18 protein-coding genes are annotated in these 19,832 nt (G+C 34.6%); 9 read left to right on the forward strand and 9 right to left on the reverse strand.

Annotation, left to right across the window (positions count from 1 at the left end; genetic code table 11):
• Positions 1–96: 96 nt before the first annotated feature.
• The 3 genes from ACIQ0D_RS01755 to pepT form a co-directional block, all read right to left on the reverse strand.
• Positions 97–2,949: an outer membrane beta-barrel protein gene (locus tag ACIQ0D_RS01755; protein WP_395802508.1), complete on the reverse strand. Its 2,853-nt coding sequence runs from the start codon at positions 2,947–2,949 to the stop codon at positions 97–99.
• A 67-nt stretch (positions 2,950–3,016) separates the two neighbouring features.
• Positions 3,017–3,844, reverse strand: a complete 828-nt coding sequence (locus tag ACIQ0D_RS01760) for a hypothetical protein (protein WP_395802510.1) — start codon at positions 3,842–3,844, stop codon at positions 3,017–3,019.
• Between the two features lie 188 nt (positions 3,845–4,032).
• The gene (pepT, locus tag ACIQ0D_RS01765) at positions 4,033–5,295 is read right to left on the reverse strand and encodes a peptidase T (RefSeq protein ID WP_395802512.1); all 1,263 of its coding nucleotides are present in this window, start codon (positions 5,293–5,295) and stop codon (positions 4,033–4,035) included.
• Between the two features lie 44 nt (positions 5,296–5,339).
• On the opposite strand from pepT, the gene ACIQ0D_RS01770 reads away from it, so the two are divergent.
• From ACIQ0D_RS01770 to ACIQ0D_RS01780, 3 genes are all read left to right on the forward strand, one after another.
• Entirely contained in the window at positions 5,340–5,681 is a 342-nt protein-coding gene (locus ACIQ0D_RS01770) for an MmcQ/YjbR family DNA-binding protein (RefSeq protein WP_395802514.1), read from the forward strand.
• A 136-nt stretch (positions 5,682–5,817) separates the two neighbouring features.
• Positions 5,818–7,548 carry a M14 family metallopeptidase gene (locus ACIQ0D_RS01775; RefSeq protein ID WP_395802516.1) on the forward strand — a complete coding sequence of 577 codons (1,731 nt, stop codon included), beginning with the start codon at positions 5,818–5,820 and terminating at the stop codon, positions 7,546–7,548.
• Positions 7,545–8,177, forward strand: coding sequence for a rhomboid family intramembrane serine protease (locus tag ACIQ0D_RS01780; protein ID WP_395802518.1), 633 nt, complete (start codon positions 7,545–7,547; stop codon positions 8,175–8,177). The genes ACIQ0D_RS01775 and ACIQ0D_RS01780 overlap by 4 nt, the downstream gene beginning before the upstream one ends.
• Before the next feature lie 6 nt (positions 8,178–8,183).
• Here ACIQ0D_RS01780 and ACIQ0D_RS01785 read toward each other — a convergent pair whose 3' ends face one another.
• From ACIQ0D_RS01785 to ACIQ0D_RS01800, 4 genes are all read right to left on the reverse strand, one after another.
• On the reverse strand, positions 8,184–9,173 hold the full coding sequence (locus ACIQ0D_RS01785) for a hypothetical protein (RefSeq protein ID WP_395802520.1): 990 nt from the start codon (positions 9,171–9,173) through the stop codon (positions 8,184–8,186).
• Positions 9,174–9,277: 104 nt separating this feature from the next.
• On the reverse strand, positions 9,278–10,048 hold the full coding sequence (locus ACIQ0D_RS01790) for a DUF2490 domain-containing protein (protein ID WP_395802522.1): 771 nt from the start codon (positions 10,046–10,048) through the stop codon (positions 9,278–9,280).
• Between the two features lie 108 nt (positions 10,049–10,156).
• Positions 10,157–10,798: a carbonic anhydrase family protein gene (locus ACIQ0D_RS01795; RefSeq protein ID WP_395802524.1), complete on the reverse strand. Its 642-nt coding sequence runs from the start codon at positions 10,796–10,798 to the stop codon at positions 10,157–10,159.
• Positions 10,799–10,812: 14 nt separating this feature from the next.
• Entirely contained in the window at positions 10,813–12,369 is a 1,557-nt protein-coding gene (locus ACIQ0D_RS01800; protein WP_395802526.1) for a SulP family inorganic anion transporter, read from the reverse strand.
• Positions 12,370–12,510: 141 nt separating this feature from the next.
• Between ACIQ0D_RS01800 and ACIQ0D_RS01805 the strand changes: the two genes are divergently transcribed.
• Together ACIQ0D_RS01805 and ACIQ0D_RS01810 are read left to right on the forward strand one after the other, a co-directional pair.
• Complete coding sequence (locus ACIQ0D_RS01805) at positions 12,511–13,194, forward strand: TetR/AcrR family transcriptional regulator (protein ID WP_395802528.1); 684 nt, start codon at positions 12,511–12,513, stop codon at positions 13,192–13,194.
• 119 nt (positions 13,195–13,313) lie between these two features.
• Complete coding sequence (locus ACIQ0D_RS01810) at positions 13,314–14,327, forward strand: dipeptide epimerase (protein ID WP_395802530.1); 1,014 nt, start codon at positions 13,314–13,316, stop codon at positions 14,325–14,327.
• Between the two features lie 3 nt (positions 14,328–14,330).
• Here the strand turns inward: ACIQ0D_RS01810 and ACIQ0D_RS01815 are convergent, their stop codons facing one another.
• Positions 14,331–14,528, reverse strand: a complete 198-nt coding sequence (locus tag ACIQ0D_RS01815; RefSeq protein ID WP_395802532.1) for a DUF6358 family protein — start codon at positions 14,526–14,528, stop codon at positions 14,331–14,333.
• Between the two features lie 6 nt (positions 14,529–14,534).
• Entirely contained in the window at positions 14,535–14,849 is a 315-nt protein-coding gene (locus ACIQ0D_RS01820) for a rhodanese-like domain-containing protein (protein ID WP_395627668.1), read from the reverse strand.
• A gap of 473 nt (positions 14,850–15,322) precedes the next feature.
• On the opposite strand from ACIQ0D_RS01820, the gene ACIQ0D_RS01825 reads away from it, so the two are divergent.
• From ACIQ0D_RS01825 to ACIQ0D_RS01840, 4 genes are all read left to right on the forward strand, one after another.
• On the forward strand, positions 15,323–16,177 hold the full coding sequence (locus ACIQ0D_RS01825) for a hypothetical protein (protein ID WP_395802534.1): 855 nt from the start codon (positions 15,323–15,325) through the stop codon (positions 16,175–16,177).
• Between the two features lie 34 nt (positions 16,178–16,211).
• Entirely contained in the window at positions 16,212–16,613 is a 402-nt protein-coding gene (locus ACIQ0D_RS01830; RefSeq protein ID WP_395802536.1) for a DUF1573 domain-containing protein, read from the forward strand.
• An 866-nt stretch (positions 16,614–17,479) separates the two neighbouring features.
• Positions 17,480–17,923, forward strand: a complete 444-nt coding sequence (locus ACIQ0D_RS01835; RefSeq protein ID WP_395802538.1) for a hypothetical protein — start codon at positions 17,480–17,482, stop codon at positions 17,921–17,923.
• A 276-nt stretch (positions 17,924–18,199) separates the two neighbouring features.
• Positions 18,200–19,495, forward strand: coding sequence for a M20/M25/M40 family metallo-hydrolase (locus tag ACIQ0D_RS01840; RefSeq protein ID WP_395802540.1), 1,296 nt, complete (start codon positions 18,200–18,202; stop codon positions 19,493–19,495).
• Positions 19,496–19,832 lie beyond the last annotated feature (337 nt).

The raw sequence follows: 19,832 nt of genomic DNA on the forward strand, positions 1-19,832 counted from the left end.
TCTAAGATAATAAATATCGATTAATTGGAACGGTAAGCTGTAAAACAAAAAAGCCGCTTTCTTTTCAGAAGCGGCTTTTTTGTTTAAAAAATAGGTTTAATTATAGCTTCTTTCCATGCCGCTTCCGCCTCTGTTGTACATGCCTGGCCCCATCATTTGCTGTTGTTGCTCCGGTTGCTTTCCACTAAATTTTTGAATTCTCATTGTGAAACTTAGCATTACATATCTTGCCAAACGATTACTTTGACTATCAGTAATTACGTTACCAGTAACTGAACGTGACACACTAGTATTTTCATTTAGTAAATCAAAAGCTTGTAAGCGAAGTGATGCACGCTTATCCTTGAAAAATTGCTTCTCTAAATAAGTATTGATAATGAATGGATTAACTGCTAATGAGCTGCTGTATCCATTGTTGAATGATTTACTTAAATCAGAACCTACTAACCATGATTTTAGGAAAAATACCTTACTATTAAAGTTCAAAGCATAAGTTGAAACTTCGGTATTATTGTTTGTGATTGCATCATTGGTATTGGTATTATAGCTATATCTCAATCCTGGGTTAAACTCTAAGTTCTTGTTTGGATTGATTTGCAAGTTTAATCCTTGAGAAAAAATCCAGTTTTTACCAGTGTTTTTTACATTATCTGTGAAGGATATATTATTGATATAGTTTGCTGAACCATTGATTGAAAACACATACTTTTTCTCTTGAAAAGGCTTAGAATAGTTATAAAAAGAATTAACACTAAAAAACCCGTTCGTGTTTAAATATCTTGATTCTTGTACTAAACCCACAACAGGATCCATCTTACGTACAATGTTAGACACAATCCTATTCTCAGTAAGATTTCCTGATAAATTGATGAATAATACATCACCCGAGTTAAAATTGAAATTATTGTATCTAAAGTTCAAGATATGCGAAAACTCAGCACTTAAATTTGGGTTTCCATAAACTGGATATTGTGGGTTAGAAATATCTGGCGTTGGTTGCAACTGAATGTATGTTGGCTCATTCGCTCTTCCGAAATAATTTGCATTAAATGCTTTCGTTCTTGAGAAATTATATGAATATCTAGCTGATGGAATTATGTTAAAACCTGTATTACGATTAGGTGTTTTTACTCCCATGACCACAGAATTTCCTGCCAATACATTGGGTTGCGCGCTTAAACCGAATGAATAATTATATTTCTTTTGGTTAACGCGATAATTTACACCAAATCTATTTGTACTGAACGAATAATTAAATTCATTACTTAGCGTAGTATTGAATGTTGAAACGCCAACATTGCTAATATCATAAGTATCACGGTCAGTTTTATAATTTGTTGTACTGTGATTATAGTTAAATTCTATGTTTGCTGTTGCACTTAGTGGCTCATTGTAGGATAGATTCGCGTTGATATTCGAATTCCTATTATTATCATACAATTCCTGATTTCTATAAACAGGCGTACTAACTCCAGATACGATATAATTAATATAATCTGTTATTTGATCATCTTCTTGTTCAGTTCTTGAATTATTTGCAGCTACTAACAAAGAAATATTTCTACCCTTTTTCTTTAAGCGATGATTGAACAAGATGTTAGCTCCAAAATTTGGATTTTTTGAAGCGGTATTGTTATTGGATAAACCATCAGATGCTAATCTGTTATTGTCTTGCTGAATATAGTTTGAGCTTCCCAAATCTGTTGTTGAACTGTAACTAAACGTAGGACTGAACTTAATGAAGTTCATGCTATCTGGCTTGTATTCAAGGTTCCAACCGAAACGGTGATTATCATTTACTGTGTTTTTTGTTGAACTCTGATCAGTTGAAATTAGTGAATTTTGGAAATTATTTTGCTGTAATTGATTACTAAACACATTGTTATCGCGGTTAGAATAACTATAATTACCATAAGAGCTAAGCTTTGTGCCATAATCTTTACGATAGTTTAAACCGATTGATCCAACATTTGTTAAACCATCGTTACCACCACCAGTAAAGCCGCCACCGCCGCCACCACCACCGGTGAAACGTGTGCCACCGCCACCGCCACCACCTACACTTTGAACACGTGCGCCACCGCCGCCACCACCAAATCCGCCACCACCACCAAAACTAAAGACTGAGCTATTGGTATTGTTAAGGTTTCCAATAACAGAAAATTGCTCACTATTATTATAGGTATTTGCTGTTATTGAGCCTTGGTAACGATCTTTATCACCACCACCAATTGTTCCTCTAGCAAAATAACCTTTGTTTTTATCTGCTCGGATTGTAAAGTTTAAAATCTTCTCTGGATCACCATTTCTGATACCAGTTAAGTTTGCCTGATCACCATAATCGTCAATTATTTGTGCCGACTCAAGTATGTTTGCAGGCAATTGTTGCGTAGCTGTTTTAACATCGCCTCCAAAGAAATCCTTACCATTAACCCTAACCCTTGTAATTGCTTTACCTTGTGCGGTAACATTTCCATCCTTATCTACCTCAACACCAGGTAATCTCTTTAATAAATCTTCTGCTAAAGCATTTTCACGTAAGGCATAATCGGCTGCTTTATAACTTATAGTATCTTCCTTTATTGTAATTGATCCGGTTCCAGAAATGACTACTTCACTAAGCATTCTGTTTTCAGATTTTAAAACAAATGGCTCAAGTGTTAGCGGACTCGCTCCATCATTAAAAAAGAACTTTTTGTTTATTGCTTGATAGCCTAAGCTAGAAACGGTAATTAAGAAAGTAGATGATTTAACATTCTTGAAATTGAATTTCCCATCTAAGTCTGTACGTGTAAAAAGGGTATCCTTCCCAACAATATACTTAACGGTAGCTGCAATTATGCTAGTCCCACTCGTATCTTTTACCACCCCACCAATATCACGACTAGTTTGTGCCATAGCACTAAAACTGATCATAAATCCGATCATTAATGGTAAAATTCTTTTCATTTTAGATTGTAATTTGTTCATAATTGCTTTTTATTCTGCTTGCTTAATGCAACAGAGCGGGTAATTTTTAATTTTGCTTTATAGCTAAGGTGCTTTTTATAAAAAATTCTGTACTTGTTGAGATTTTAGTAGTTATAAAATTCTCTCGAGGCATGCCCCCATACATTCCATTGTAGTTACGACCATAGCGTCCATTTCTTCCACCATAGGCGCCTCCATACATATCGTCATAATAATTCATATCTCTTCGCTGAATAGTTGATGATCCTTCAAATCCATTAACGCGTATTCGAAATGTGATTAATTCAGTACGTTCGGGTTCAATTCCGAGCAAGCGAAGTGGAATTGCAATTTCCTGTATCATATCATTGTTATCATCAAAGGCCATCGCAGCCTTTATACCATAAGTATTGTATAATGAGATACCGCCGTCTACCAACTCTATAAAACCCTCAACTTTTATCTCCTTAATCTTAGAAATAATTCGTCTTTGTATTTCTTTAGCTTCTGGCTCTTCCGTTTCTACTTGTTTCTTGCCAGGAGTACGATCAAGAACTGGAAAAGTTACCGTTTGACCCACTGATTTACTATTTTCATAATTTACAGTGATACTCATCCCACGAGCCAATATTTTACTTAGATTCTCTTCAGAGTTATTTTTTACTGCGAAATAGATATTCTCATGATCGTTCGAAATATTATAATAAAGCTTAGTTACATCATTATATAAATCCAAACTATCCGTCCAATCAGTTAATATACCGTCTATTAAGACAGGATTTAATGCCCATTTGTTCTTAATTATCTCTGCCTTCTTCTGCGACCACCCTTGTGATGGAAAAGCAAAACAGGCAATAAAGTAAAAAATAAAAAGGATATTAATTTTTATCTTCATAATGGGTTTAGACTGTACGAGCAGTTAAGGTTTAAATTCTCTTAGTAAGTATTCCGTTACACTAGAAAATGTAATTAAAGAGAAAGGGAATGATTTTTTTTTTGCAATTGGTTTTTGTTCAATCCGCAAATATACCTAAGTATTTACTCTTTTTTAAGAAGATCTTGTAAGATTAATGTTATAAAGCCTTAATAGTCAATCAGAATCTCTTCCCAAATTAAAGCTAGGTTTATAATCGTTTCAACCGCTTTTTCCATGTCTTGAACAGATACCCATTCTTGTTTACTATGGAAGGCATGCTCGCCGGCAAAAATATTAGGACAAGGTAATCCCATAAATGATAGTCGCGAGCCATCTGTACCCCCTCTAATTCGCTGTAGTTTTGCCTTTAAACCTGCTCGTTCAACCGCTTCAATGGCCAATTGAGTTAAATTAGGATATTGATCAAGTATCATTTTCATGTTTCTATATTGTTCCTCCACATGAAATTCATAGGTTGAATTGGGATAATTTTTTAATACTTGCTTTGCAATTTCCTCTAGCAATTGTTCATGTTCTTTTAATTTTTCAGTATCAAAATCGCGTATAATAAACTCAATATCAGTCTGTTCTACTCCTCCATTGATTGCAACTGGGTGGATAAAACCTGCCAAATCTGAAGTGCTTTCTGGCGATAATGTATCCTTTGGCAATTGAGAAATAATCTCGGAAGCAATTTTAATGGCACTTTCCATCTTGTTTTTAGCAAATCCAGGATGTGCACTTATTCCCTTGATAATTAATTTAACGCCATCGGCCGAAAAAGTTTCATTTTCAATCGTACCTAAGCTCTCCCCATCAATGGTATAAGCAAAATCTGCACCCAATTTCTTAATGTCCACATGATCTACCCCATGCCCAATTTCTTCATCTGGTGTGAACAGAATTTTTATTCCACCGTGTTTGAGCTCCGGATGATTCATTAAAAATTTTGCCGCCTCCATAATTTCAGCTACTCCAGCTTTATTATCAGCTCCCAAAAGGGTTAGGCCACTGGCAGTGATTAGGTCATTCCCAATTTGATTTTTTAAATCTGGATGATCTTTCAAACGTATAATCTGTGTTTGATCATCTGGTAATCTAATATCCTCCCCTTGATAATTTTTGTGAATAATTGCTTTTACATGCTCCCCCGAACAGTCGGGCGAGGTGTCCATGTGTGAGCAAAAGCAGATAACTGGGACTTTCTTATCCGAAGTACTCGGAATACTTGCATAAACATAGCCGTACTCGTCTAAATGTGCGTCATTTATCCCCATTTCCAGAAGTTCTTCTACCAGCAATCTTCCTAAATTCTTTTGCTTTTCGGTGGATGGAAAGCTTTCAGAGCTTGGATCAGACTGAGTATCAATGGCCGTATATCGAACAAAACGATCAGTAAGAGTATTATTTATATTTTCGTAAGCACTCATTTTTATCTAGCTTTAAATTATAAGGCAAAATTAAGATTATCCTCATGAACATTGAAAGTTTAAGAGATTATTGCATTTCTAAAGCTTATGTGGAAGAAACCTTCCCTTTCGGGGATGATACGCTTGTGTTTAAAGTGGGTGGAAAAATCTTTTTATTATGTGGCTTAGATAAACCCGACCGATTTAATGTGAAATGTGATCCTGAAAAGGCTATTTTACTCCGAGAGGAATTTGATGAAATACAAGCAGGTTGGCACATGAATAAAAAGCACTGGAATACGGTATTTACGAATGGAAGACTGTCTGATAAACAAATTATAGAAATGATAGATCATTCTTATGATTTGATAGTCAGTAAATTACCGAAAAATAAGCGATCCATATAGTAGAGATTTAAAAATTTAATAGGGTAATCAATTGTTTAAAAAAATTTACTCATTCTAATTCATTTTAAAGACCTCATATTTTAAGATTTGCTAATAAAATAAATTCGCTTGTCTATTGCATTATATTTGTACTACCATGATGATTAAAAAAACGCTAATTCTCCTTCTTTTTGCTTTTGTTGCTCAGCAATCAATGGCCCAAGTAATTCCTTTTGAAAAAAATGAAAAAGTTAGTAGCACTTATCAGGAGCTGATTGATTTTTATACCCTTTTGGATAAAAAATATGATCAGATGCGGCTAATGGATTATGGTCCAACCGATATTGGTAAACCTTTACAATTGGTAGTTTTATCAAAGGATAAAGTTTTCGATCCTGTTCTTATTCGTAAACAAAACAAGCGTATCGTATTGGTTAACAATGGAATACATCCAGGAGAACCGGAAGGTATTGATGCCAGCATGATGCTTGTACGCGATATGCTTGAAAAGAATTCAATTCCCGAAAATGTAGTCATTTGTATTATTCCTGTTTATAATATCGATGGAATGTTGAACCGTGGTTTATCTCGCGTAAATCAAAACGGTCCCGAAGCTTATGGCTTTAGAGGGAATTACCAAAACTTGGATTTGAACAGAGATTTTATCAAATCGGATTCCAAAAACTCAAGGTCTTTCCAGCAAATTTTCAATACCTGGCAACCCGATGTATTTTTGGATAATCACACCAGCAATGGCGCCGATTACCAATATACCATGACTTTAATTGCATCACAAAAAGATAAGTTAAACGCTATTTTATCAAATTATCTAAGTGCTAAAATGCTTCCTGAACTTTACAGTAAAATGAAAAATTCAGGTTATGATTTAACCCCCTACGTGAATAGCATGGGTGAAACTCCTGAGTCTGGAATTACTGGATTTTTAGAAACTCCAAGGTACTCAAGTGGTTACGCAGCGCTTCATAATACCATTGGCTTTATTCCTGAAACTCACATGTTAAAGCCTTTTAATGAACGAGTTAAGAGCACTTATCTATTTATGAATCATGCTATAGCTACTGTACAAAAGGATGCTCAACTCATTGGCGAAACTAAGAAGAAAGCAGATGAAGCGGTAAAAAATCAATTAGTATTTCCCTTAAGATGGTCATTGAACACCGATACCTTTACTACCTTCTCATTTAAGGGCTATGAGGCTAAACGTAAAACGAGTGAGGTGAGTGGCAAATCACGTCTTTATTATGATCGAAATGAACCTTTTGAGCGCGAAATTAAGGTTTTTGATGATTATAAGCCTTCTCTAACTGTAAATAAGCCTATTGCTTATGTTATTCCTCAAGCATGGCAAAAAGTAATTGACCTTCTGCAATTAAATGGTGTTGAAATGAAGCGTTTAAAATCGGATGAGTCGCTCGACCTTGAAATGTATTATATAGAAGATTATAGAGGTGGTTCAACACCTTACGAGGGTCATTATTTGAAATCGCAGGTTAAGCTTAGGACTGAAAACCAAAAGGTTAATTTTTATGCTGGCGATTATGTGGTTTTTACCAATCAAATCAAAAATCGTTATATCGTTGAAACTCTTGAGCCTCAGGGAGTAGATTCATTTTTTGCATGGGATTTCTTTGATTCTATCATCGGACAGAAAGAGCATTTTTCGGATTATGTTTTTGAAGATGTTGCTGCTCAACTTCTCAAAGATGATCCTGATTTGGCAGAGCGTTTGAGAATTGAAAAAGAAAAAAATATAGCTAACTTTTCGGCACTCGATTGGGTGTACCGAAATTCCAAATATTACGAAAAAACACATAGAAGATATCCTGTTGGCCGATTAATTTCAGCTATTAAATTAGATTTAGAATGATAGAAAGCTTTATCAACGAAACGCCCGTTGCCACCATTATTTTCATTTTTACCATTGTTACCAGTATTTATGCTTTTTCAAATGCTGAGGTTTATGGAAAATTTATGCTTCATCCTTATAGTGTAAGTCGCGGTAGCCGACTTTATAGTCTAATTACCAGTGGTTTAATCCATAAGGACTGGACTCACCTTTTAGTAAATATGCTGTCTTATTATTTCTTTGCTTTTACTCTTGAAAGAACTTTTGCATCATACAGCAGCTGGGGGCATGTTCAATTTGGAGTTTTATATTTTTTGAGTATCATTTTGAGTGATATCACCTCAATTTTTAAGCATAAAGATCATTTCTGGTTTAACAGTTTGGGGGCTTCTGGTGCAGTTTGCGCGGTGGTTTTTAGCTATATTTTATTCTATCCTTTGAATAAAATGATGATTTTCCCTATTCCAATCCCAATTCCTGCGGTTATTTATGGATTTCTATTTCTAGCTTATTGCTGGTATGCAGCGCGTAATTCTAGAGATGCAATTAATCATGATGCACACTTTTATGGCGCTTTAACAGGTGTTTTTTTAACGATTGTTTATTATCCTGATATTGCTGCATATTTTGTTAAGCAGCTCATGGGCTAGTTAATTTTAGGAGGGTAAATCAACTTTTTCTGCAGGAATTAACAGACCGCTTTCATCCAAAAGGTGAGTCAGCGGATTTTCAGGATCTTTCAATATCTCAAATAAAAGTATGCCCCAAGGTTTCCAGAAATTTTCTAATACTTGGGCATATGTTTTATTTTGCCAAGCATCAAATAGTGGTTTATTACTCATTCCCATCAAAGGCATTGCTTCTATGTAAATAGCCTCATTTGTAGGCATAATAGTGTATTCTGGCAGGCGGTTAAATAGGTAATTGGAATAAAAAAATCGGGCGCAAACTTCTTCAAATTGCGCGGGGTGAAGGGCATTGTTCTGTACTTTTGTTAGAATCTCTTTATGATAAACGGCATTGGTTCCATTGTCTTGTAAGCATGCAATTATTCCGAAATCCTTCATGGCTAAAGAATAGGTGAGGGTATTTATTTCATCCCGATAATTGAAAAGATCTTGCTTGGATTCGATTTTAAAAACTTTGATCGTCCAAGGATGACTCCCCTCAAATTCTATCGCTTTTGTAAGGGATTGTAGCATTAAATGAAGGTTTCCAAATTTATGTACTAGTGACTGTGAAAATATAAATTCCTCGCCCTTAGCTTTTTGCTGCATTATTCCAATGCGGATTTCATTAAATAAAATCCCGTAAAGCATTTTACCTATCCATTGGAATAGTTTTAAATCAGGCAGATTTTGTACCGCATCATAGCCAGATAAAAATGCTGTCTTTATTTCCTCTTCTAGCGGTTCTAATACCTCCTTGTTTATGCTTGTAGCGCATGGAAGCTTCATGTGGCTATAAGTCGACATGCTTTCATCCAATAGCTTAAATGGCTTGTCGTGGAGCTCATATTCCTGCAAAAGCCATAATGGAAATACATGAATCTCTTCTTCCGAATGCTGAAGTTTTTCTCCGCTGATAAAGCAGTTGTGCTTACTGAAGTTTAAGCGTTCAAAGGGTTTGTAGAGGTCTATTGCCATGGTTGGCAAAGTTAGTAAAGCACATTGTTTTATTTTATGTAATTGGTATTTGTATCGTAAAATTTTAAAAGAAAATAATTTGAGGAATTGGACCAGTCTTTTGATTAAAAATTCAAAATCGTACTAATTAAAATCCCTTTATTGTTTTGATATATATTTCTTCCTTCCACTTCTCTAGATAGTTGGGCAATTTGATTCAAATATCCTCCTTCAATGCGTGTTTTGGAGTTAAAACGGTATCCCAAGAGGGCTGCAAATCTGTTTTGATCAAACACGTTTTCATTCACATTTTTACCGAAACCAATCAATAATTCGTCATAGACAGCTAAGTATGGGGTATTATCAGCCATGGTATTCCCTTTTAGTGGTACTTGCACTCGAAACATGTATCTGAATCTATTGGAAAAGATAAATTGATCTTCCTTTTGAACTTGTGCATTTGAATATCTTCCTATCCACCTTTGTTCAAGCATAAAACGGTGACTTATTTCAAAGCTTTTTATTTTATCGTTTAGGTTTACCATTTGCCATGAACGATGCTCGGTGAATTGCTTCCCTAAATTATTTAGTGGAATATCCCCATAATTATAGGTTTCTGCTAAGGCATAGCCCGCACGAACACTTATTTTAGGATTTATGGTATAACCAATGCCTGTCCTAAAGAGGTTTTGCATAGGCTCACTGATAAGCTTATCACGTCGCCATTGAAACTCGGAGTGTAAGGTCCATGACTTTTTCAATTTAATATTAGCAGAAAATGCATACCAACCGATGCTATTGGGATCTGTAATTCTCGTATTTTGTGCGTAATTGGGTGCCCAAATAAAGATTAATAAAATGATTATGATAAAATTTCGGGGAAATTGAATTTTCATATTTTGATGATATTTGCTGGAAAAATAGTGCTTTTTGATTTAAAAAAATCTATTAAATAAAAAAGGGACATTTTACAAACGCCCCTTTCTTCCTCAAATTAAACCGGCTTAATTCAGAATTAAAGTATCTTCAAAAAAATCAACTTCACCAGTGGTGATATCGTGGTTACCACCAACAATTCCAAGTTGTCCGCTTTCGATCATTTCTTTTAAAATCGGGCTTCTCTCCATGATGGCTTTAACTGTACGTTTAACATTAATGGCAGAAACTTTTTCAACAAATTCAGCATTACTTGAATTTCTATTTTCTTTTACCGTGTTTTCATCATCAACTGCAGGTCTGATTTTTGTTAAAAGGGCGGTTAAATTTCCCATTTCAACATGATCGCAAGCTCCTTTAACGGCGCCACATTTTGTGTGACCTAAAACTACAATAATCTTAGAACCAGCTACTTTACAGCCAAACTCCATGCTTCCAAGTATATCTTCATTCAAGATATTTCCCGCAATACGCACGCTAAATACATCTCCTAATCCTTGGTCGAAAATAAGCTCTGCAGAAGTTCTAGAATCGATGCAGCTTAAAATTACCGCAAATGGATGCTGACCATCGGAAGTTTCATTGGCCTGTTGTAAAAGGTTACGGTTCACCTTTAAATTACTTACAAATCTTTTGTTACCATCTCTTAATAGTTCAAGTGCCTTTGTTGGTGTGATGGCATCTTGTAATTCCTTTGTTAATGTTTTCATGTCCTTAATTTTAATTAATTTACAACTGGTTCTATAAAATTGATGGTTTCTACTTTTATGTTTTTTGTTTTCGCGTTTGTGCGATAATTGATAATTAGTTCGATCACATCATGAGCAATTGATTTCGACTTAGTACAATCAATAATCACTTTTGAATCTGCTGGTATCTCATCTAATACCTTTAAAACGCTTGCTTTATTAAAGAAAGATACCTCTTCAGCTAATTCTAAGTGATACACTTTTTGCCCTTCTTCGGTGCTTGTTCTAGTTTGTAAATGGTGTGAATTTCTATAACTGTGACGTAGCGTATAAAATATTCCAAAAAGTAAACCAATGGTTATTCCCTTAAGTAAATCGGTTAATAAAATAGCAACAACTGTAGCTACAAATGGTATAAATTGCTCCCAACCTAATTTGTACATCTGCTTGAATAGCTCGGGTTTCGCTAGTTTATATCCTACCATAATCAAAATGGCCGCTAAACTTGCCAGTGGAATCATATTTAGTAATCCAGCGATAGTAATCGCACTGATTAATAAAAAAACACCATGTAGAATAGCCGACATTTTGGTTTTTCCTCCAAATGAAATATTGGCAGAACTACGTACAATTACTTGTGTGATTGGTAAACCACCAATTAATCCAGAAATAACATTTCCTAATCCTTGTGCTTTTAATTCTCTGTTTGTTGGAGTAACACGTTTGTATGGATCAATTTTATCTGTTGCTTCCACACAAAGTAGAGTTTCTAAACTCGCTACAATGGCCATTACAATGGCAACTTTGTAAACTTCTGGATTATTTAATTGTGTAAAATCTGGAAAAGTAAATTGCGTTAAAAACTGTGAGAAGCTTTCGGCTACAGGAAGTTGAACTACTTGATCAGCCGCCAAACTGAAATTCAAAATCCCATTTTGAAACATATAATTCATGATGATACCTAAAATAACCACAACAATTGGTCCTTGTATTAACTGAAATATTTTATGTTTTTTTGTTAATACGGTATCCCATAAAATTAAAATAGCAAGTGAGATAGCTGCAATTAATAAAGCACCAGGTGTAACCCATTCAAATGCATTCGTTATAGCTGAGAAGGTATTCTCACCATCAGCTTGCACAAATGAATCATCTCCTTCAGCATCTTTATCGTATCCTAAGGCATGCGGAATTTGCTTCAAAACAATAAGTAATCCAATGCCCGTAAGCATGCCCTTAATTACCGAAGATGGGAAGAAATAGGCAATAAAACCTGCTTTCGCAAATCCCATGGCTAATTGAATGACACCTGCTATGACTACAGCTAATAAAAATGCCGGCCATGAGCCTAAAGTTGCAATGGATGTCAATACTATTACAGCTAAACCTGCTGCCGGACCGCTAACCCCTAGTGCTGAGCCGCTCGCCATTCCAACAATAATACCTCCTACAATTCCCGCAATAATTCCCGAAAAAAGCGGTGCGCCAGATGCAAGGGCAATACCTAAACAAAGCGGAACAGCCACGAAAAACACGACTATACTCGCTGGGAGGTCGCTTTTTAGTTCCTTAAACATGTTTTTTGATTCCATTTTCTTATTTTCTAAATAATTAATTAAAACAAAGATAGTATCATTATTTAAAATGATAGTAATACTATCTCATATAATTGTAAAACTTTTATATACTTTTGTTAATCCGAAATATTAGAATGCACTTTGTATTCAGAATCTATGGATCATCTTATGGAATTACAGCTTCAGATTAAAATGAATGAAAAACTGTTTGTTCGCAACCCCGAGCAGACAGATCTTGGTCGGAAAATTATACAAAATAGTATTCAACTGATTCATGAACATGGTTTTGAGGCTTTTACTTTTAAAAAGCTTGCCGAAGTAATTGGCTCAACTGAAGCAGGTATATACCGTTATTTTGAAAATAAGCATCGTTTATTAATTTATCTTACTGCTTGGTATTGGAGTTGGTTAGAATTTCGTGTTACTTTTCATCTGAACAATATTTCTGATCCCGCAATCAAATTGAAAAAGCTTATTCAGCTTTTGGCTGCCAATGTGGTGGATGATGATAGTACAATTTATGTTAACGAAAGTCTTTTACATCAAATTATTATTGCCGAAGGTTCAAAAGCTTATCTTACAAAGCATGTTTCTGAAGACAATAAAGATCAATTATTTAAGCCTTATAAAGATCTTTGTACTATAATTTCGGGCATAATTTTAGAGTACAATCCATCTTATACACATCCCCGTTCACTCGCTAGTACCATTATTGAAATGGCACATTTGCAGGTGTTTTTTATGCATCATTTACCTTCTCTTACCGATTTTGGAGATTGTAAGGATGAGCAATTGGTGGTTCAGTTTTTAGAAGATTTAGTTTTTTGTAGCATTCGCTAGTGCTTTCTCAATCTTAAAAATTCACCAAATTAGTTAACAAATGTTTTGTAGGAATTTTATTCCCATAAAAAGCTTCTCAATGCTATAAATTTCGTTATTTAGTAGTATAATTTATTGATATGAAGATCAGCTATAAACCATTTGAGCTTAATTTAAGACATCCTTTTACAATTGCTAAATTTTCACGAACCTCCACTCCAATCATGCTAATGGAAATTAGTCACGAGGGTTTTACAGGTTATGGCGAAGCCTCAATGGTACCTTATATGGGTGAAAACATTGAAACTGCCAACACCTTCATGTCGAAAGTTGATCTTTCTTGGTTAAAAACTCCCTTTGATTTTGATGAAGTAATTGCCTATCTCGATAGCATTGCTCCTGGAAATCCGAATATTAAAGCAGCAATTGATATCGCGCTACATGATCTTCGTGGTAAGATTGACGAAAAACCATGTTATCAATATTTTGGCTCTGATCCTTCAAAAATGCCAGCTACATCATACACGCTTGGTATTGATACGCCTGAAGTCCTTTTAGAAAAAATCAAAGCTGGTGAAGATTGTCATATCATCAAAGTGAAATTGGGGAGAGATAATGACAAGGAATTAATTAATACGATCCGCTCTGCAACAGATAAACCACTTTTTGTGGATGCCAATCAGGGTTGGAAAGATAAGCAAGAAGGTCTTGACATGGTATTTTGGTTGCATGAGCAAGGCGTAGTTTTAATTGAGCAACCTATGGCCAAAGAAGATCTCGATTCAAATGCTTGGATTACCGAACGTAGTCCCGTAGCCATTGTAGGTGATGAGTCTGTTCAACGTTTTGCTGATGTTCAAAAGGCTCAAGGTGTTTATCATGCTATCAATATGAAGCTGATGAAAAGCGCCGGAATGCATGAGGGATATCGTATGATTATGAAGGCAAAAGAACTGGGTTTAAAAACAATGGTGGGATGTATGAGTGAGACTAGCTGCGGAACATTAGCGGCTGCAGCTTTAGCACCGCTTTGTGATTGGGTTGACCTCGACGGACCATTCTTAACGAGCAATAATCCCTATAAAGATCCTGAATTTAAGAATGGAAGATGGGTGCTGAGTGATTTACCTGGCCTCGGACTTATTAAATCTTAATATTTAGCTTTTTTTGGTCTTATTTGTCAGGCTCCTTACACTTTTAACAAGCCTGAATTTAAGATAAACAAGCATGGCTAATGGCGGTAATCCTGCAAAAATGTATAAATAATACTTGTTTTTAAAAGACCAAGCCAAAGAAATCACCACCACAATAATGGCGATGTTCAGGAAAATATTGAATAAGATTTTTTTGAGCATAAGGAATTAATAAACCGGCATATCTGGTTCAAATTCTGCCTTCCAAGCAAGAATTCCACCTTTTAAATTATACAGATTGGTATAGCCTAACTGCTCCAACTGGTTTAATGCCGCCGCACTTCTTGCCCCACTTCTGCATTGCATGATTACGGGTTTATCTTTGCTAACCTTATCCGCTTCTAATAATAGTCCCGCAAGTGGAATGTTTAAACCATTTAGATTAGACATTTCATACTCAAAAGTCTCACGTACATCAATCAACTGGAAATCTTCCTTGTTGTCGATCATCTTTTTTAGGTCTTGTACAGTTATTTCGTTCATGGTCTTTTATTTTTACAAAGTTAAGGAATTTCGTAAATATAAATTGTTGATTGAATGTAAGCTGTTTGGCTTCATCTTTGGTTAGTACTTTAACAATCTCAATTTAAACTGTGTTTTAACTATCAGTAAATTCATTTTTAAATCTCCAAACGCTCAAAAAACAAATCGTTACTTATTAATATATTTTTTTGTTTAAAAATTTAATTTTTTAAATAAAAAAATACCATATATTTATTACTTTATTCATATAAATAATTTTTTATTTTTTTATTAAAATATTTTATTTTCTAATAAATTAAATCTATATAATTATTCTAAGTAAAACATACGTGCACAATTTTTTTAAAAAATATAACTATAAACTAATTTTTTAGATTAAACGGGTTGGTTAAATTATTTATTGCCAATACAAATACTTTTTACACATCAATTTTTTTATTAAATACATTATTAACATTATTATAAATATTAGCATGCAAAACAATATTAAAGAAAATCCCAAGGCAATTAAATCAATAAAATTTACATTGATTTTAATAATTATATTAACATTTGGTTGCAAGAGGGATAAAATTCTACACGGTGATACGCCTTTATATAAAACTGTTCAAACTCAAAGTAAAATCTTGAAAGCTTACTCTATAGATTATTATCAAATACATTCTTCCCAAACTGATCAAATTAAGATTGGTTTTATCAATCAAGGGAAAAAAGCACTCATTAGTTATACAACCCATGCTGAATCCAATACTCGAAATTTTTCTTATACTGAGGAAGGCATTAACTTTTTTATTAAATTTAGTGAAAGTGAGAAAACATTATATTTAAAAAGTTCAAGAAATGACATAATTGATCTTGTATTTAGTGAAAAAGGTTTCGTTCACAGAAGTACAAAAACTATGCTTGACCCAACATGGTACACAAAATTAAATTTTGATTACATATTAATGATTAAAATGTTTGAAATAATTAAAGAAACTATTGTCAAAGAAGAGCTTGTTAGTTCAATTGATTTACTAAATAAAAGAGTAAATGATGAAAGAATTATAAAAGCTATTAAGTTTTATAATCTTGATAATAAAGTCGCATTTGTATCAAATCCGTGTTCTAGTAATTATGCGACTTGCACTGGGGAAACTAAATTTGATATTTCTCAGACCCTTGCTTGTGATGCCTCAAATCAGACACTCGGTGGTGCATGTAGTAATCAATACTGTATCGGAGCTTGTCAGGTATTAGGTTGCGATTGTATGTGTGCATTTTTCGACTATTTATGTAGTTGCACTGCAAAGGGCCGTTATTGCACTGGAGGTCCTGATGTCAATTAATTTTAATTTTTCTTTTTACTTTTTAGCATACTGTATGCTCATTTTATCTTGTGATAGAACCAAAAAATATCAAAGCCAAGGCATTGATAAAGCATATATTGATACCGATACTAATAATTATGCTAATATTTTATTTGATGATGAAGAGATGAATTTCGGAAAAATCAAGGAAGGCGAAAAAGTGAAAGTAATTTATAAATTTATGAATAGTGGTCCCTCTCCACTAATTATTTATGACGTTAAACTAGGATGTGGTTGTACATCAGCTGATTGGAGAAAAACTCCACTTGAAGTTAAAATGCGTGACTCATTAACCGTAATATTTGACTCAACTCATAAACAAGGAAAGCAAATGAAAAGTATAGTTGTTTTTTACAATGGATATAAAAGTAAGTTTAAGGTATTAACATTAACAGGTATTATCAACAAAATTTAAATTATGAGATTATCATCGTTTTTTGGGTTTTCAATTACTGAAATCACTCTTTTAATCATTATTTTAATAATTTTGGTTATAGCTATTAGATTGCTATTAAAGACTAAACCTATACAAATACCTTGGCTGATATTCATAATAATTGCACCAATACTAGGTGCTTTATTTTATATCTTATTTCGTTTTTGGAAAGAAATTAAAATACATTTAAGAGCTTGGTTACTTAAACTGAATGGAGACTAACGCGACAGCTGGTCTTACTATTAGGTAATAAGGATGAGTTTACTCATTTTTTCTCCCGCAGATTCTCGGGGATTTTCGCAGAGAGGATCTCGCAAAGTCGCAGAGACGCGAAATTCATTTTATTTAATAATGGAATACCGCTTTGTCTTTGCGAGGAGGCACGACGAAGCAATCTATATAATTATCCAAAGCCCTAAAATTACTATGTCTAGAATGGGATTGCTTCGGTACCCTCGCAATGACAATACCTAATTTTCATCAATGTCTTAATAATTATATTTCTAAAACTATCCATAGTTATTAAAAATCCAATTTTCCAATCCACTCATTTCTAAATACTCTGTACTAAGTACTAAATATCGCTCCTCTGGTCGGTGTTGTTACCGTACCAGTCCATTTCTTAATTTTTTCTCCCACAGATTTTCGGGGATTTCCTCACACTGTCCTTAGAGTTTAGCCCTTCGCGGCTCTAAGGATTAGCAAATGATTAGAGTCTTCAGACTCGATTTTATAAAAGATCTCTCTCTGCGCCAAACATTAAAAAAATTAAAAAATAAGTAGTTATACTCATATATTTTATTATGTTTGCACACTATTAATAATTAAAATATAAATCTTTTAAAATGAAAACAAACATTTTTTTTGCCCTGATACTGTTCTCAACAGTTGGGTATGCTCAAGAATTTAAGTACAAAATTGTAACAACAATCGAATCAGTGGTGCCAGGAGGACTTGGACGTTCCAGAATTATTGAAAATGGTACAGAAGTTGACTACACCCAGTTTACCACAACCAGAACAAAAGATGCGAAAGATAAAACAGACAAAGACAGAAGTGATGTAAAAATCGAGGACTTGAAAGAGTCTACTCTTGTAAATTTTTACAGCTTGGTAGGTATTAATTTTCAGAACATTGCATCAAATGACTCAATGATATCTTCCATGTTAAACAAGTACAGCAAAGAAGGCTGGGATGTATTTAACATTGTTAGCGGCGTAGAAAGTGATGGAGGTAAGCAAGATGGAGTAGGAATTTTTATTACCAGATATTATTTTAGAAAAAAATAAATTTTTGTTGATAAAACAAATAGTTTTTTGGCGCAGGCATTAAGCTTGCGCCTCTCACTTTCTCCCATGGCCCGTAAAGTTTCCATCGATTACAAGAAGTGATTATCCTGTGTTCGGTGTTGTCACCGTACCACTTTCAACCTCATTTTTCCCAAATAACTTCTATTCATATTCATCTTTTTAACTTATCTTCGAGAATCTTTACAATATAATTTTTGTTTAGACATTATCCTGTGGTCGGTGTTATCACCGCACCACTTTCAATTGAATAGATACATGAAAAATTTATACTTAGCTCTTGTTGCTCTTTTATTACTGTCCTCTTGTGCAGTCCAAAAACCTGAGAAACTAATAAAAGAGGCCGATGTTGCTCGTTTAATAAAAACGCTTTCTTCAGATGAAATGGAGGGGAGAGCCTCTTTCACTCCCGGAATAGATAAGGCGGCTAAATTTATTGAAAATGAATTTCGAGAAATTGGTCTTCAGCCTGTGGAGGTACACATGGGTTATCGCCAAGAGTTCAGCGTAAAAAGAATTAAAGCTGGACAAATTGAAGCGGTACTTAACGGTAAGTCTATTGAAGCGCAAAATGTGTTTGCGGTTTCTGATCTTCCTAGTTTTGAATTTAATAATAATGCAGGAAATACGGTTTACCGTATCGCTGCAAGCGAGCAGTTTATTCCTCGTTACCGTGAAATTATTGCCATGAAAACTCAAGCTATAGTACTTGTTGATAATCAGCATGCTACAGCATTTAAGCGATTTAAAGATAATTCTTCTAGAGGGCGTGTCGTAGAAAATGTGAATGAATCAGGTGCCATCGTTTTTGTTTTAGGTGAAACGGATGCTAGTTCTTTCAATGTAAAAGCCAGCAATGTGATTGAGGAGCTTCCTTTGTTTAATGTGGCAGGCATGATTCCTGGAAAATCTAAACCAAAAGAAATTGTATTAATTTCTGCTCATTATGATCATTTGGGCATTGTAAAAGCTGTTGATGGCGATGCCATAGCAAATGGTGCTGATGATGATGCATCGGGCACTACCGCAGTTATTTCTTTGGCCAGATATTATAAGAAATTAAATAATAATGAGCGTAGCTTAGTCTTTGTGGCCTTTACAGCTGAAGAAATTGGTGGCTATGGTGCTCGATACTTCTCATCCCAGTTAAACCCTGATGATGTTGTAGCTATGTTTAACATAGAAATGATAGGGAAAGAATCTAAATTTGGTAAAAATGCCGCTTTTATTACCGGTTATGATAAATCTGATTTTGGTGAGATACTTCAGAAGAATTTAGTTGGGACTGATTTTAAATTTCATCCAGATCCTTATCCAAAACAGAATTTATTTTACCGTAGTGATAATGCTACACTTGCTGCGCTTGGCGTTCCGGCACATACCATCTCAACAGATCAGATTGATACCGATCCTTATTATCATACCGTAAATGATGAGTTTGAAACTTTGGATGTGAATAATATCTGGTCAACCATTAAAGCCATTGCCTTGAGTGCTAGGAGTATTATTTCTGGGACTGATACGCCAAAGAGGATCCCGAAATTGAAGCAGTAATTTTGTTTTTTAGCAAGTGAGATATCTTCGTTAAAAGCAATGTCATCCCGAAACCTGCTCTTCCGCAGGTGAGGGACCTTCCGCAGGTGAGAGCTTTTCCGCAGGTGAGGGACCTTCGTGAAAACATAAACAATTGACCTTCGTAGTTCTTAGCACAATTTTGCTTTCTCAAAAAAAGTTCCCTCACTGCGTTCGGGATGACAGGTGCATGGCGCGCAATTACGTTCGGGATGACAGGTGCATGGCGTTTAAATACATTCAGGATGACTGATTTACAATTCCTTGCGCATCACATAGTCGTTTAACACAAAATGATGGTAATTGATATCTAACTTTT

The sequence above is a fragment of the Daejeonella sp. genome (assembly GCF_044342615.1).
Lineage (GTDB): Bacteria > Bacteroidota > Bacteroidia > Sphingobacteriales > Sphingobacteriaceae > Daejeonella.